Here is a 12914-nt window from a genome sequence, read left to right on the forward strand (position 1 = left end):
CTTTAGTTGTTTAACAAGGTTTACATGGGAATTTATTCAATGGTTAATCCCATTTTTACCAGTGCTTCAGATAAATCTATTTCTTTTTTATCGAAAATAGTTAAACGAACTAGTTTTTCTGCTTTTTCAAAAACCACTGTCGTTACTTCTTCATTATCATGGTTAGCGACATAGGCTGTTGAGTTAGTTAAATCTTGGTTTCCAATAAATTCAGTGATATCGTATGGTTCATAGTCTTCATTGATTGCACTCATTGTTTCTTCGGTATTAGCTACTAAATCTTTAAACGTCGAATCGTCTGTTGTCATTGCCTCGATCCGCATGCTAACCGAATCATCCTCATCATAGGATAAAAGATCTTTTCCAGGCTCTTCGGGTGTTAGACTGAAACCAGGAATTACTTGGATTGTATATTGTTCTCCTGAAACTGGAGAAAGTTCTTCAGTTTTACTTTGGCCATTGGATGAGAATGTGATTGATGATGCAGTAGTAGAATCAGTATCAGTATCAGTATCAGTATTCTCACTCGGATCTGCAGTTGCAGGTTCTTCTTTTTGCCCATCGTCAGTAGCCGGTTCTTCGGTATCAACAGAATCGTTCACTTCATTGCCTTCAGTATGTGCAGTACCAGTTGCACTATTTGAATCCGGTGCTTCTTCTTCAGTGTTACATGCAGCTAAGACTGTAATTGATAAAAATAAAGTTATGATAAACTTAAGAGTTTTTGACATTTTTTTATCCCCCTTAATAAATTTAACGTTTTAGTAAAATAAAAGTTTCATAAATAATTCATGTATTATCTCAGATTAATAAAGAGGCAGTATCATAAATAAGAGCAAAATAAAGATTTCGTGAGAGACAATAATTAATGGCAAACTTTTCTTCCACTCATAAAGGAATCCCCAGGCTAACCCCGCAAGGAAAGCTGCAATAGCTCCTGGCCAGAAACCACTTATTGCCACGGATAAAGCAAATAGGATACTGGTTATAATGACGGCCAATCCTGGCGATACCCAATTTTTTAAATGCTGCTGTACAAACCCACGCCAGAATAGCTCTTCACCTATAACAATAATGAAAATTAAAAGTAAATAATGCCAAATATTATCCGGTCCATAATTCTCCAAAAAAGTAAGGATTGTTTTTTCAGTACCGGCATTAATATTTGAAATTAAAAAATGTCCGAGTCGAACAATTCCATACAAAATCGTCCCATAGCCAATACCGAATAGCAGATATTGCCAAGTTGATAGTTCATCTTTCAATCTTCCATATATTACAGCAATCGCAATCCCTACTAAAAGAGTAAAGGTGTATAGGTACCAGAAAATATTAATTTCTTTAAAAGTAATATACAACATTACATAAATGAATAGTAAAGAAAGAAGAAGTCCGATCAATTGTTTAGACTTTTCCATTAATAATGACCTCCTCTTTAACATCTTATCAAAAAAAAAATCTCCTATCATCTATTAGCAAATGAAAAGAAGATTTTTATTCAATCTTTTAACTTAAATTACTTTGATGGAAATAATTTACTAAGAAAACCCTTATAATCTAGCAATAAAAATTACTATGATTTATTTAATAGATTTAATGTTCCTTGGGATGGTTTAATATCTTATAGCGTTTATGATTAATAACGGTTTTTTCCTCCATATCTAGATTATGAAAGTTATCCATAATCGTTAAGTCTACAATCACAGAGTTTTCGTTTACTTTTTCAACTACTCCTTGTAAACCTTCTTTAAACTCGACAATATTTCCAACCTCTGCTATTTTCATAAGAGTCAGCTCCTTATCGATTAATATTAAGAAATTTTGCATGAAAAACAAAAAAAAGTAAAGGGAATTTTTGAATTTTTAATTAATTGTCATTAAAAATTTACAATAGAGGTGATCTAAATGGAAAGCTATCAAAAACTGATTGACCAACTTAAAACTGGGGATATAGAAAGTATTACAATACCAAAAGAAGAATTTCTCCAATTCCGCAGACTTCTTGTACAGGATGAAATGTTCAAACATTTTCGTGGGGAAGCTCAACAGGGTGGAGATGTAACTTTCACATTTTTAAAAGTTCCAAGAAGTTGAATATTGAAAATGAAAAACTGTCGAATTTTGTCTATCGATTTTCACGCTTTATTACTTAAGAACCATTATAATAAAAGCATCATATTTTTTTAGGAGGAATTTAATGGAAATGGACCTTTTAAAAGAAGTTGAGAAAAAAAGACAGCTAATGATTCAGATAGGAATAGAATATGGTCTTCAAAGCTCGAAAACTATACGTATAAGTAAAGAATTGGATCGTTTAATGAACGAGTTTGATATTGAAGTTGCAAATAGGGATGAACAATTAGAAAAAAATGATCAATATAATTATATTTAAAAAAAATAAAAAAAGTTTGTATAAATTGTTTAAAAAGTAATTAATGGGGATATATTATTTATGAACACAGCAACATTCTCATTTCCCCCTTTTAGAGCAGGAGCATTTGGCTTCTGCTCTCTTTTTTTGTTGTTTTTTTAAATGACGGGAAAGATCTGGATGTTTGTCCTGCTTTTATTAACTTATGACATCTTTTATGTAAAGTTTATGTAATAATTTACTATTTATTATCAATAGTTAAAAAATATTTGGTAAACTATTAGAAAACTTGTTTGATCGAAGAGGTTCGAGATAAGCAAAAGTTTCTTATACAATGCAGTGATTTTAGATTGCTTATATATAGTGAATTGAAATAGGGAAGGGTTGTTATAATTTATGATACATACAAAGAAAATCGCGTTTATTGGAACTGGAGTAATGGGAGCAAGTATCGTGAAGCACCTATTAAATGCACAGTATGAAGTTACCGTTTATTCACGTACAAAGTCAAAGGCGGCAGACCTGATTGAACTTGGCGCAGAATGGGCGGAGACTCCAAAAGAAGCGGCAAGTGGAAAAGATATCATTTTTACTATGGTTGGTTTTCCAGCGGACGTTGAAGAGGTCTACCTTGGAGAAAATGGTATACTACAGTCTGCAAAAGAAGGCGCCATTGTTGTGGATATGACAACGTCCCAACCTACATTAGCCAAAAAAATATTTGAAATTGCAAAACAAAAAGGGATTTCTTCGATTGATGCACCTGTTTCTGGTGGTGATATTGGTGCTCAAAATGGGACACTTTCGATCATGGTGGGTGGAGAGGAAGCAACTTTTGAAGAGTTGCTGCCGATTCTACAAATCTTCGGCAAGAATATAGTATACCAAGGAGAAGCGGGCTCAGGACAACATACAAAAATGTGTAACCAATTACTCATTGCAACCAATATGATTGGGGTTTGTGAATCGATTTCATATGCATTAAAGGCAGGATTGGATATCGAGAAAGTACTTCAATCCATTTCCACAGGAGCAGCTGGTTCTTGGTCATTAAGCAATCTAGGGCCCCGTATGATTAAAGGAGATTTAGAACCCGGGTTTTATTTAAAGCATTTTATTAAAGATATGAAAATTGCGATTGATGAAGCGGAAAAAATGGACTTGGATCTTCCTGGAGTAAAATTATCCAAGGAAATTTACAATACTCTTCTAGAAAAAGGATACGGCGATAAAGGAACACAAAGCTTGATCAAGTACTATATTGATTAATTTAATCTTCAATCAGTTTTGGTTGCACTTTAGACAGTCAAAAAATAAGATATTGTTTATTCAGTTGAGAGTGAAAATAATTTTTAGGAGAGAACGCTTTGGGGAAAACAATCAATAACCAAAACTCAAAAGCAAGAAGTCCACTTGCGTTGTATTTATCGCTGCCCATTCTTTCGTGGGCATTCTATGATTTTGCCAATACCATTTTTTCATCCAACATCAATACTGTATTCTTTCCTTTTTATATGGACGAAGTATTAGGGACAGACGAAGTTAGGAAACAGGTCGCAAGTACGTTTATTTCATACGCGAATGCCGTAGCAAGCTTCTTCTTGGTAATCTTTTCTCCACTCTTTGGTGTGTGGATCGATAATACAGGTTATAAGAAGCGCTTTATCGTTTGGTTTGCCTCTATTTCTATCCTTTTTACTTTTATGATGGGGGTTTTTGGCAGCCTTGATTTTAATGTGGATTATTCAGGTGTTCCTCTCAGCTTATTTCTGGTAGTTGTTAGTTTTGTCATCGCAAAATTTTTCTTTAATTCCAGTTTGGTATTTTATGATTCAATGATGGGTGATCTGGGAACAAAAGAAGAGATGCCCCTCATTTCAGGTTTTGGCGTGGCTGTAGGATATTTAGGAACTATATGCGGTTTGCTCGTTTACTTGCTAGTAAGTGACGGAGATTTCCACCGCGCATTCATTCCAACGGCCATTCTGTATTTAGTGTTCTCATTACCATTATTTTTCTTTATTAAGGATAAACCGATTCCTAAGGAACAAAGAAAAAAAATAAAATTCCTTGAAGGCTATAAGGAAATAATCGAAACCTTTAAGGAAATGAAAAAGTATAAAGCCATATTTACTTTCATGATTGCTTACTTTTTCTTAAATGATGCGATTGCAACAACGATTGCCATGATGGCCGTTTATGCTACCGCGATTGTTGGATTTTCATCATCACAATTTATTATTCTTTACCTGGTTAGTACAATATCTACTGTAATTGGGTCAATGATTTTTGGGTATGTCGCAAAATCAATCGGCTCAAAACGTTCAGTGACGATTGTGGCGATTATTATGATTATTGCGCTGTTCATCGCTGTATTTGCCACTGCCCAGTGGATGTTCTGGATTGCTGGCAGCTTGTTTGGAGTATCTCTTGGTTCTATGTGGGTTACTTCCAGAACTTTAATCATTGAATTATCTCCTGAAGAGAAACGCGGGCAATTTTTCGGTTTGTTCGCATTTTCAGGGAAAGTGTCTGCAATAATTGGACCGGCTTTATACGGTACGATCACTTTACTCCTTAAAGATTATGGAACATTTGCAAGTAGAGTAGCACTGGGATCGCTGATCATCCTGACAATAATTGGGCTAATAATACATTTGCAAGTAAAACCTGAAGAAAATAGGTAATAGGAGAAAACCTTCCCTTATGTTACAATTTACTTATAAAAAATTGTATCAAAAGTTGCTAAAATCAGTATTTTAGTCGGGAAAGGAAAGAGTTACTTGGAGCATAAAGGGATATTACTAGAAAGTGGAACAAACGAACTTGAAATTGTCGAATTTGAAGTAGCTAATAATAAATTTGGTATTAATGTAATAAAGGTGAAAGAAATTATCCAACCAATTCCCGTTACTTTTATTCCACACGCACATCCCCATGTTGAAGGGATTGTACAGCTGCGTGGTGAAGTATTGCCTGTGGTTAATATGCTTAAAGTATTAGGAATTTCGAGTGCTGCATTTAGTGCACAGCAAAAATATATTGTTGCTGAATTTAATAAGCAAAAAGTTGTATTCCATGTAGATAATGTAACGCAAATACACCGAATTTCCTGGAATGAAATCGAAAAGCCTTCAGATATGTATCAGGGCGGTTCAAGCCAGGTGATTGGAGTTATTAAACAACAAGACACAATGATCTTATTATTAGACTTTGAAAAAATCATGGTCGACATCAATCCAGACTCTGGTATAAACGTGGATTCCGTCAAAAAATTAGGAAAGCGTGACCATTCTGAAAAGAAAATCATCATTGCCGAGGATTCGCCGCTACTTAGAAAGCTATTGCATGATACGATGCATGAAGCAGGCTATGTTAACCTGGAATTCTTTGAAAATGGGCATGATGCCTACGAATATCTTGAATCATTGCTACGTACAGGCAGTAATATCGAAGAGCATGTACAGTTAGTCGTGACAGATATCGAGATGCCACAAATGGATGGGCATCATTTCACTAAAAAGGTAAAATCTCACCCTTCATTAGCGAAGCTTCCAGTTATCATTTTCTCGAGCTTAATTACTGATGATCTTCGTCATAAAGGGGAAGTAGTGGGTGCCGAGGAGCAAATCAGCAAACCTGAAATCGCGGAGCTAATTTTAAAAGTAGATGAGTTAATCTTATAACAAAGCATATTTTAGGGTATCCATTAAATATATATTTTTATTTAGTAAGGCTCTTCCAATTCGCGAATTGATTTACATTTAGAACACGGTCGGATACCTTCAAGGTTCTTCGGCCGTGTTCTTTTATCTTCCCGCGTTTAAAGTTTGAATTAGTAAACCATTCTTTAGGGTATAGGGGAGTGTGCCTTCCATATGAAATTTCAAAGAGAGAGTGATAACTATCGAAAATATGGAAAATTTAAAAACAGCCATCATTGATATCGGTTCAAATACAATTCGTCTTGTGCTTTATAAATATAATAGACTTGAAGGATTGAGAGAATTCGGAAATATAAAAACAGTTGCAAGATTACGAACCTACCTGCAAGAGAACGGTGATATGTCAGAAGAGGGTATTTTGCTGTTAGCAGAGACCTTGAGCTCATTTAAAAAGATTATTGATGATTACAAAGTAAGTGATATAAAAGCAACTGCAACCGCTGCAATTCGCCAAGCCAGAAATAACCAGCAGATTATTGAACGCATGGAAAAAGAGACTGGCATTTTAATTGATTTGTTATCCGAGGAAGAAGAAGCATATTTTGGATTTCTTGCAGTAGCTCATTCTATTGATACAAAATCCGCTGTTACAATTGATATTGGTGGTGGTTCAACAGAAATCACGCTATTTAAAGATAAAAAATTGCAAAAGACAATTAGTTTTCCTTTTGGTACCGTTTCTCTAAAAGAAATGTTCGTTTCTGGTGAAGTAATCAGTAAAGAGGAAAAGGAATTGTTGCAACAGTATATAAGAGGGCAATTTGAAAAGCTGGACTGGGTTAAGCAGGTTGGAATCCCGATCATAGGAATCGGCGGTAGTGCACGAAATATCGCACAGATTCACCAACAGTTAATTGATTACCCGATATCAGGAGTTCATCAATACGAAGTAAAAATCGACGAGCTGGCAACTTTAAGTAATTATTTGGAAAAGATGACGTTCGAACAATTGAAACAATTGGACGGGCTTTCCTCTGATCGAGCGGATATTATTGGAATTGCTTTGGAGGTATTTAAAGAGTTGATGACCCTTGTCGATGCAAAGGTATTTCAAATAAGTAAAAAGGGCTTGCGTGAAGGTTTAATCTATAATCGGGTACTACAAAGCAATCCTGGTGCTTTTGATAAGTACAATGTTTTTGAAGGGTATGCCAGACGGATTACCTATGAATATGGGCGTTCTGAAAAAGAAAGTATCTTCCTGCGATTAATGACAGAGCAATTTTACAAAGAATGCTGCCGACTAGGATTATTCGAATATAACGAAAAGCACCTTGAACTATTGAGGAGAGCTGCTGCGGTATATGCCATCGGTGAGTATATTGAACAAGATTCATCCAGTCAGCATACTTTTTATTTGCTTGCGAACCAATCCATCTTAGGAATGAATCATGTAGAACGTGTGAAACTGGCGCTGCTCGCATCTTATAAAAATAAAGATTATTTCAGAAGATTTTCGGCTCGTTTTATCACTTGGATTTCAAGAGAAGAGTTAAAAACACTGCGAGATTTCGGAGCCATGCTGAAATTTATTTACGCTTTAAATGTTTCCAAGCGCAATATTGTGGAATCCATAGAGCTGCAAAAAATAGATGAAGTCATTCATGTAATTGTAGAGGCAACGCATCTGCCAATGGCCGAAATCTATCAAAGTGAACGACAGAAAAAACATATTGAACGCCTATTTAAAAAGCCTGTGCAAATTCATTTTTATAAAAAGGGTGAAAAGAAATGACTACTGAAATAAAGTTGGACCCTCATGGAGAGAACAATAATAATGTGTGGACTGATCAAGAGCAAATGTTGGAGGAAATTGCTAAACCGCAATATTACAATAACCGTGAACTTAGCTGGTTGGCATTTAATGAACGTGTATTGGAAGAAGCGGAAGATGCAACAAATCCCTTGCTTGAAAGGCTGAGATTTTTAGCTATATTCAGCTCTAATCTAGATGAGTTTTTCATGGTTCGTGTGGCGGGATTACAGGACCAGGTAAGAGCAGGTTTTTATAAACCCGAGAATAAGTCCGGTCTCACACCAAAGGAGCAGCTGGCGAGAATCGCTCAAATGACCCAAGATCTTGTTCGAAGGCAAATGGAAGTGTTCCGTTATCTTGTATACGATTTATTGCCCCAAGAGAAAGTATATGTTCGTGAATTTAAAGCTTTGAATGAATCTCAAAAACAATTTGTAAATGAATTGTTTGAAGAGACGATCTTCCCGGTACTCACGCCGGTAGCTGTTGATGCATACCGGCCATTTCCTACTCTGATTGGGAAGACATTAAACTTATTAGTGATGCTTGAAGAAAATAATATGTATAGTGAGCACAGTGAAAAAGTAGCCATTGTGCAGGTTCCCTCTGTTTTGGACCGTTATATCGAAGTGCCGAGTGAAAAGGGAGAAAAGGTTTTTGTTTTATTGGAAGACGTCATCTCTTCACATATCGAGAAACTTTTCTATGGCTATAATGTGAAGTCTATTCAAGCTTTCCGTTTAACTCGAAATGCGGATTTGACCATTCATGAAGAAGGTGCCAGGGACTTACTTGTAGAGATTGAAAAAGAACTGAAAAAGCGAAAATGGGGCGTTGGCAGCCGATTAGAGGTACGTAACGGCGAAATCAGTGATGAGGTTCTTGACTATCTATTAGAAGAATTTGAGATTCAGGAATCGGATGTCTTTAAAATCGGCGGACCGCTTGATTTAACTTTCCTTTTTAGTTTTGTAAAGAAAATCTCGGTCGGACGAGAGCACTTACAATATGAAAGCTTCATACCGCTTCGTCCTAAAGATCTAGCGTCAGATGAAAATATTTTTGAAAAGGCCCTAACACAGGATATCTTTTTCCATCACCCTTATGAATCCTTTGAACCGATTGTTGATTTTGTGACGGAAGCTGCATCGGATCCATCTGTTTTAGCTATCAAACAAACTCTGTACCGTGTTAGTGGGAATTCACCAATTATTCATGCACTGAAACAAGCAGCGGAGAATGGGAAACAGGTGACGGTTCTAGTTGAGTTAAAAGCTAGATTTGATGAAGAAAACAATGTCCATTGGGCGAAAGAATTAGAGCAAGCTGGATGCCTAGTGATATATGGAATGAATAATCTAAAAACACATTCTAAAATTACACTGGTTGTTCGCCAAAATAATGGAAAAATCGAGCGTTTTGTTCATCTAGGTACAGGAAACTATAATGACGCCACTGCCAAGATTTATACAGATATGGGGATTATCACGTCAGTGAAGGAATTTGGCATTGATGCTACAAACTTCTTTAATTATTTAAGTGGGTATACAGAAAAACCTGAATTCCATCATCTCGTTGTTGCACCATTTGATATAAGAGATGAGTTTATTGAATTAATAGATGAAGAAATCCGCTGCCATAAAAAGTTTGGAAATGGATTTATTCGTGCAAAAATGAATTCCCTAACAGATAAAGATCTAATTATGAAGTTCTACGAGGCCTCGATAAATGGCGTTAAAGTTGAACTAGTTATAAGGGGTATTTGTTGTTTGCGCCCAGGTATTAAAGGGATTAGTGAAAACATTACAGTTACAAGTATCGTTGCCCGCTTCCTGGAGCACACAAGAATTTATTGGTTCCATCATAACGGAGAAAACAAGATCTACTTATCTTCTGCGGATTTAATGACGCGCAACATGGTGAAGCGTGTTGAAATATTATTCCCGCTATATTCGAATGATATCAAGGAGAGATTAATGGAAATTTTGATGACGCAAATAGCGGATAACGTCAAGGCCCGTATTCAAGATTCCACAGGGGAATATCATTATAAGGAAGTAGATCCTTCAGATATTCGGATAAATTCTCAGGAGCAGTTTTTACTAGAAGCAATGAGTACAGTGGTAGTGGAAGAATAGAATTATTGAAGTGTATTTATTTTTTTTAAAAAATATTGTCTCCCACCTTTTTTGGTGGGAGGGGTATTTTGATAGGTACATATTCATAGGTGGGTATACAATTTTACAGTGAAGTTGATTTAGTTGTACAAATGACCTAAAATTAAATGGAAATATAAATATTTTTTGGATTATAGTGTTATAATATATCTAAATTTTTATTTTTTTGCATCACGTCATGTAGCTACGGGGGATATCAATGATTACTTTTCCAACAAAAGAGTTTGAAAACTTTTTGCAAGATATGATGAAACTAAATCCATTTGATTCGGTCGTCATCTTAAAAAGACAGAATGGAAGAGAGTTTACTGTAGAAATGATTAATTCGAATGCCTCTATTCTTTCCCCTATTCCTTATGTGAAAGGAATGGATGCAAGAGCATTTTTTCAGTGGATGAATTGGGATGACTTGAAAGAATTGCTCCATAATCCAAAGGAAGAAATTGATTTTATCTCCATTGATCATAAAAAACAACTATCCATCTATATTCAACCGATTGCGACCTTCACTGAACAATACTTTGCAATCATTATGAAAGAAGTAAATGAAGAAAAAACTACTTATAGCCTGTTTACTTTTCAAAATGAAAATACTGGTCTACTTAACAAGAGGGCGTTAAATATTAAGTGGAATGAGCACTACCAAAATTATAATGATTCCCGCCATATTTCTTTGTTATTAGTAGACTTGGATCGCTTCAAAAAATACAATGAGTCACTGGGGAAGCAAAAAGCCGATGAAATGATCAAGCAGATAAGCGACCGCTTTAATCAAGTTCGAAGCGAATCTTGCGAGCTTTATCATTATTCCGGAGACGAATTTTTATTTTTAGTGCGCCATTCTCTCCGTGAAGAGGTTGAGCTGGTCGTCAATAAAATTTATGAACTGCTAAAGGAACCTTTCTTGATTGATGTACATGAGTATTTCGTTACTTGTTCCATTGGCATTTCAACCATTTCATCAAATGAAGGTCGAGATTTAGAGACTTTACTGCTTCAGGCTGAACAAGCATTATTCTATGTGAAAAAACACGGACGGGCTCATTTTAGATTTTATCGCGAGGAAATGAGCCACACTTTCAAAAATGAAGTGTTGATGGAGGCTCATCTACGAAGGGCCATTGACTTGAATGAACTCTCGCTGCATCTGCAGCCGCAAATTGATTTCGATACATATGACATTGACAGTTTTGAAGCACTGATCAGATGGAATAATCCGAAGTTTGGATTTGTACCCCCCTCACAATTTATTCCCATTGCCGAATCGTCGGGCCAAATTATCCAGATTGGGGAATGGGTATTAGAGCAGGTTTGCAGGTATCAGCAGGAATGGAAGGCAAAGGGCTACAGACCCGTTCGGATTGCGGTCAACATTTCACCAAAACAATTCAAACAAGAAAATTTTGCTGAAAAGGTGAAACGCGTTATCCGAAAATACGATGTCGAGCCAAAGTATATTGAACTGGAAATCACGGAAAGCTCGATGGTCAACGTGGATGAAACCGAAAGCATCCTGAAAAACTTAAAAGCTTTAGGTGTATTTGTGTCTGTAGATGATTTTGGAACAGGCTACTCCTCATTAAGCTATTTAAAAAAGTATCCGATCGATATTATCAAGATCGATCAGTCTTTTATAGCTGATTTAAATAAAGACGACAAAAATGAGGCCATTGTAAAAGCAATCATCGCCCTCTCCCAAAATCTTGAAATGGATGTCATCGCGGAAGGCGTAGAAGAAATCTCGCAAGAAAATTTCCTGAAACTTCATCAATGCAAAAAAGGCCAGGGCTACCTATATAACAAACCCCTCCCCGTTGAAGAAATCGTAGAAAAATACCTAGCCAAATAACCCGAACCAACAAATTTTATGGACAGTAGAATTTGTTGGTTTTTTTGTATTTTGGGGTGGTTTATAAAAAGGGAAGAATAAATTTTTTATAAGGATCTAAGAGTAATAGCTCCATCGTTTGGTACCGATTTTTTTGAAATGCTTACCGAGAATTCTTTGCATTGTCTTTTTGGAAGGTGCAATATTACACCATTCATAACTTTTATTAGTTGTTATTTTTTCTAGTGGAAATAGTATTCTAAATTCCTGAAGTGTACGAAGTACTGCAGTTTCAATCTTTTCTATGTTGCCGCAATTAAGACAAGTTACATTTCCACTATATCTAGTTGTGCTAGTAGAGAAAGATTCACAAATACCACATTTAAGCCCTTTTTGTAACTGGTGATATTCATAAGATGGCATTTGCTGTAGTGGATGTTCGGAAATATGTTGATTAACTAGTTTTTCTGCAAGATTTTTATATCTTTTATTTAGTATAGATTGTTGTGAATTTAGTTTTTTTATAAGTAGATTAAGTTGTGTAGGTAAAATAAATGGCTTGTCTAAGGGGGCATTGTATAATGTAAATCCTGGGTTGATAAAGATTACTGAGGCTTGAATGGGAATAGAGTAATTAAATTTGATTAACCATTGGCGAAGTAATGATTCCGTTCGTTGTAATTGAGTTAGTGGATTAGAAATTTCGAACCGGTCTTTCCGGAAGAATTGATTAGACTCAAAATAAAAATCACCGGTATAATTTTTTATTTCGAACAAATGAATTCGATTATTCATGATAAGCAGGGTGTCAACTTGAAATGTTTGATTATTTACCAAGAGTAGTAGGTCATTCAAAACTAAACAATCACACTCAAGGTTATGTAGTAGTGCGTCAAAAAGTTGCTCTCCTTCGTAACCTTTAGAAAGATTATAGTAGTTTTGTTGATCGGTCTTTGACAATGCCATTCTAGATTTTAAAGTTCTTAGAAGAAGTAGTTGTGATGGTTCTTGCCGAGATTTATAAATCAGAAGCTTCTCATCCTTTCATCTTTTTATA

12 protein-coding genes are annotated in these 12914 nt (G+C 35.6%); 8 read left to right on the top strand and 4 right to left on the bottom strand.

All coding sequences use genetic code 11. The features are described 5' to 3' along the window. Nucleotides 1–32: 32 nt before the first annotated feature. The 3 genes from QYB95_RS02125 to QYB95_RS02135 all read right to left on the bottom strand — a co-directional run bounded on the left by QYB95_RS02125 (nt 33) and on the right by QYB95_RS02135 (nt 1785). Nucleotides 33–731 carry a hypothetical protein gene (locus QYB95_RS02125; RefSeq protein ID WP_301136425.1) on the bottom strand — a complete coding sequence of 233 codons (699 nt, stop codon included), beginning with the start codon at nt 729–731 and terminating at the stop codon, nt 33–35. A gap of 75 nt (nt 732–806) precedes the next feature. Further along, entirely contained in the window at nt 807–1418 is a 612-nt protein-coding gene (locus QYB95_RS02130; RefSeq protein ID WP_301136426.1) for a CPBP family intramembrane glutamic endopeptidase, read from the bottom strand. A gap of 175 nt (nt 1419–1593) precedes the next feature. Beyond that, nucleotides 1594–1785, bottom strand: coding sequence for a YkvS family protein (locus QYB95_RS02135; RefSeq protein ID WP_301136427.1), 192 nt, complete (start codon nt 1783–1785; stop codon nt 1594–1596). 120 nt (nt 1786–1905) lie between these two features. Here QYB95_RS02135 and QYB95_RS02140 point away from each other — a divergent pair, with 120 nt between their 5' ends. From QYB95_RS02140 to QYB95_RS02175, 8 genes are all read left to right on the top strand, one after another. Then, on the top strand, nt 1906–2094 hold the full coding sequence (locus QYB95_RS02140) for a hypothetical protein (RefSeq protein WP_301136428.1): 189 nt from the start codon (nt 1906–1908) through the stop codon (nt 2092–2094). A gap of 103 nt (nt 2095–2197) precedes the next feature. Next, nucleotides 2198–2392 (top strand): aspartyl-phosphate phosphatase Spo0E family protein, encoded by a 195-nt coding sequence (locus QYB95_RS02145; RefSeq protein ID WP_301136429.1) that lies wholly within the window; start codon nt 2198–2200, stop codon nt 2390–2392. A 375-nt stretch (nt 2393–2767) separates the two neighbouring features. Further along, nucleotides 2768–3640: an NAD(P)-dependent oxidoreductase gene (locus tag QYB95_RS02150; protein WP_301136430.1), complete on the top strand. Its 873-nt coding sequence runs from the start codon at nt 2768–2770 to the stop codon at nt 3638–3640. 98 nt (nt 3641–3738) lie between these two features. Then, nucleotides 3739–5058: an MFS transporter gene (locus QYB95_RS02155; protein ID WP_425609162.1), complete on the top strand. Its 1320-nt coding sequence runs from the start codon at nt 3739–3741 to the stop codon at nt 5056–5058. A gap of 96 nt (nt 5059–5154) precedes the next feature. Next, nucleotides 5155–6057, top strand: coding sequence for a chemotaxis protein (locus tag QYB95_RS02160; RefSeq protein WP_301136431.1), 903 nt, complete (start codon nt 5155–5157; stop codon nt 6055–6057). Between the two features lie 229 nt (nt 6058–6286). Next, nucleotides 6287–7831 (top strand): Ppx/GppA family phosphatase, encoded by a 1545-nt coding sequence (locus QYB95_RS02165; RefSeq protein ID WP_301136535.1) that lies wholly within the window; start codon nt 6287–6289, stop codon nt 7829–7831. Then, a complete protein-coding gene (locus QYB95_RS02170) occupies nt 7828–9990 on the top strand; it encodes an RNA degradosome polyphosphate kinase (protein WP_301136432.1) in 2163 nt (720 codons plus the stop codon). Before QYB95_RS02165 ends, QYB95_RS02170 begins: the two co-directional genes overlap by 4 nt. A gap of 238 nt (nt 9991–10228) precedes the next feature. Beyond that, nucleotides 10229–11878, top strand: coding sequence for a putative bifunctional diguanylate cyclase/phosphodiesterase (locus QYB95_RS02175; RefSeq protein WP_301136433.1), 1650 nt, complete (start codon nt 10229–10231; stop codon nt 11876–11878). Between the two features lie 96 nt (nt 11879–11974). Here QYB95_RS02175 and QYB95_RS02180 read toward each other — a convergent pair whose 3' ends face one another. After that, nucleotides 11975–12823 carry a nuclease-related domain-containing protein gene (locus QYB95_RS02180; RefSeq protein ID WP_301136434.1) on the bottom strand — a complete coding sequence of 283 codons (849 nt, stop codon included), beginning with the start codon at nt 12821–12823 and terminating at the stop codon, nt 11975–11977. Nucleotides 12824–12914 lie beyond the last annotated feature (91 nt).

Source organism: Ureibacillus aquaedulcis (assembly GCF_030418165.1).
In the GTDB taxonomy this organism is placed as follows: Bacteria; Bacillota; Bacilli; order Bacillales_A; family Planococcaceae; genus Ureibacillus; species Ureibacillus aquaedulcis.

What these genes read in the sequence shown, in the direction of transcription:
- QYB95_RS02125 (WP_301136425.1), bottom strand. Translation starts at nt 731, where the DNA reads ATGTCAAAAACTCTTAAGTTTATCATAACTTTATTTTTATCAATTACA.
- QYB95_RS02130 (WP_301136426.1), bottom strand. Translation starts at nt 1,418, where the DNA reads ATGGAAAAGTCTAAACAATTGATCGGACTTCTTCTTTCTTTACTATTC.
- QYB95_RS02135 (WP_301136427.1), bottom strand. Translation starts at nt 1,785, where the DNA reads ATGAAAATAGCAGAGGTTGGAAATATTGTCGAGTTTAAAGAAGGTTTA.
- QYB95_RS02140 (WP_301136428.1), top strand. Translation starts at nt 1,906, where the DNA reads ATGGAAAGCTATCAAAAACTGATTGACCAACTTAAAACTGGGGATATA.
- QYB95_RS02145 (WP_301136429.1), top strand. Translation starts at nt 2,198, where the DNA reads ATGGAAATGGACCTTTTAAAAGAAGTTGAGAAAAAAAGACAGCTAATG.
- QYB95_RS02150 (WP_301136430.1), top strand. Translation starts at nt 2,768, where the DNA reads ATGATACATACAAAGAAAATCGCGTTTATTGGAACTGGAGTAATGGGA.
- QYB95_RS02165 (WP_301136535.1), top strand. Translation starts at nt 6,287, where the DNA reads ATGGAAAATTTAAAAACAGCCATCATTGATATCGGTTCAAATACAATT.
- QYB95_RS02170 (WP_301136432.1), top strand. Translation starts at nt 7,828, where the DNA reads ATGACTACTGAAATAAAGTTGGACCCTCATGGAGAGAACAATAATAAT.
- QYB95_RS02175 (WP_301136433.1), top strand. Translation starts at nt 10,229, where the DNA reads ATGATTACTTTTCCAACAAAAGAGTTTGAAAACTTTTTGCAAGATATG.
- QYB95_RS02180 (WP_301136434.1), bottom strand. Translation starts at nt 12,823, where the DNA reads ATGGCATTGTCAAAGACCGATCAACAAAACTACTATAATCTTTCTAAA.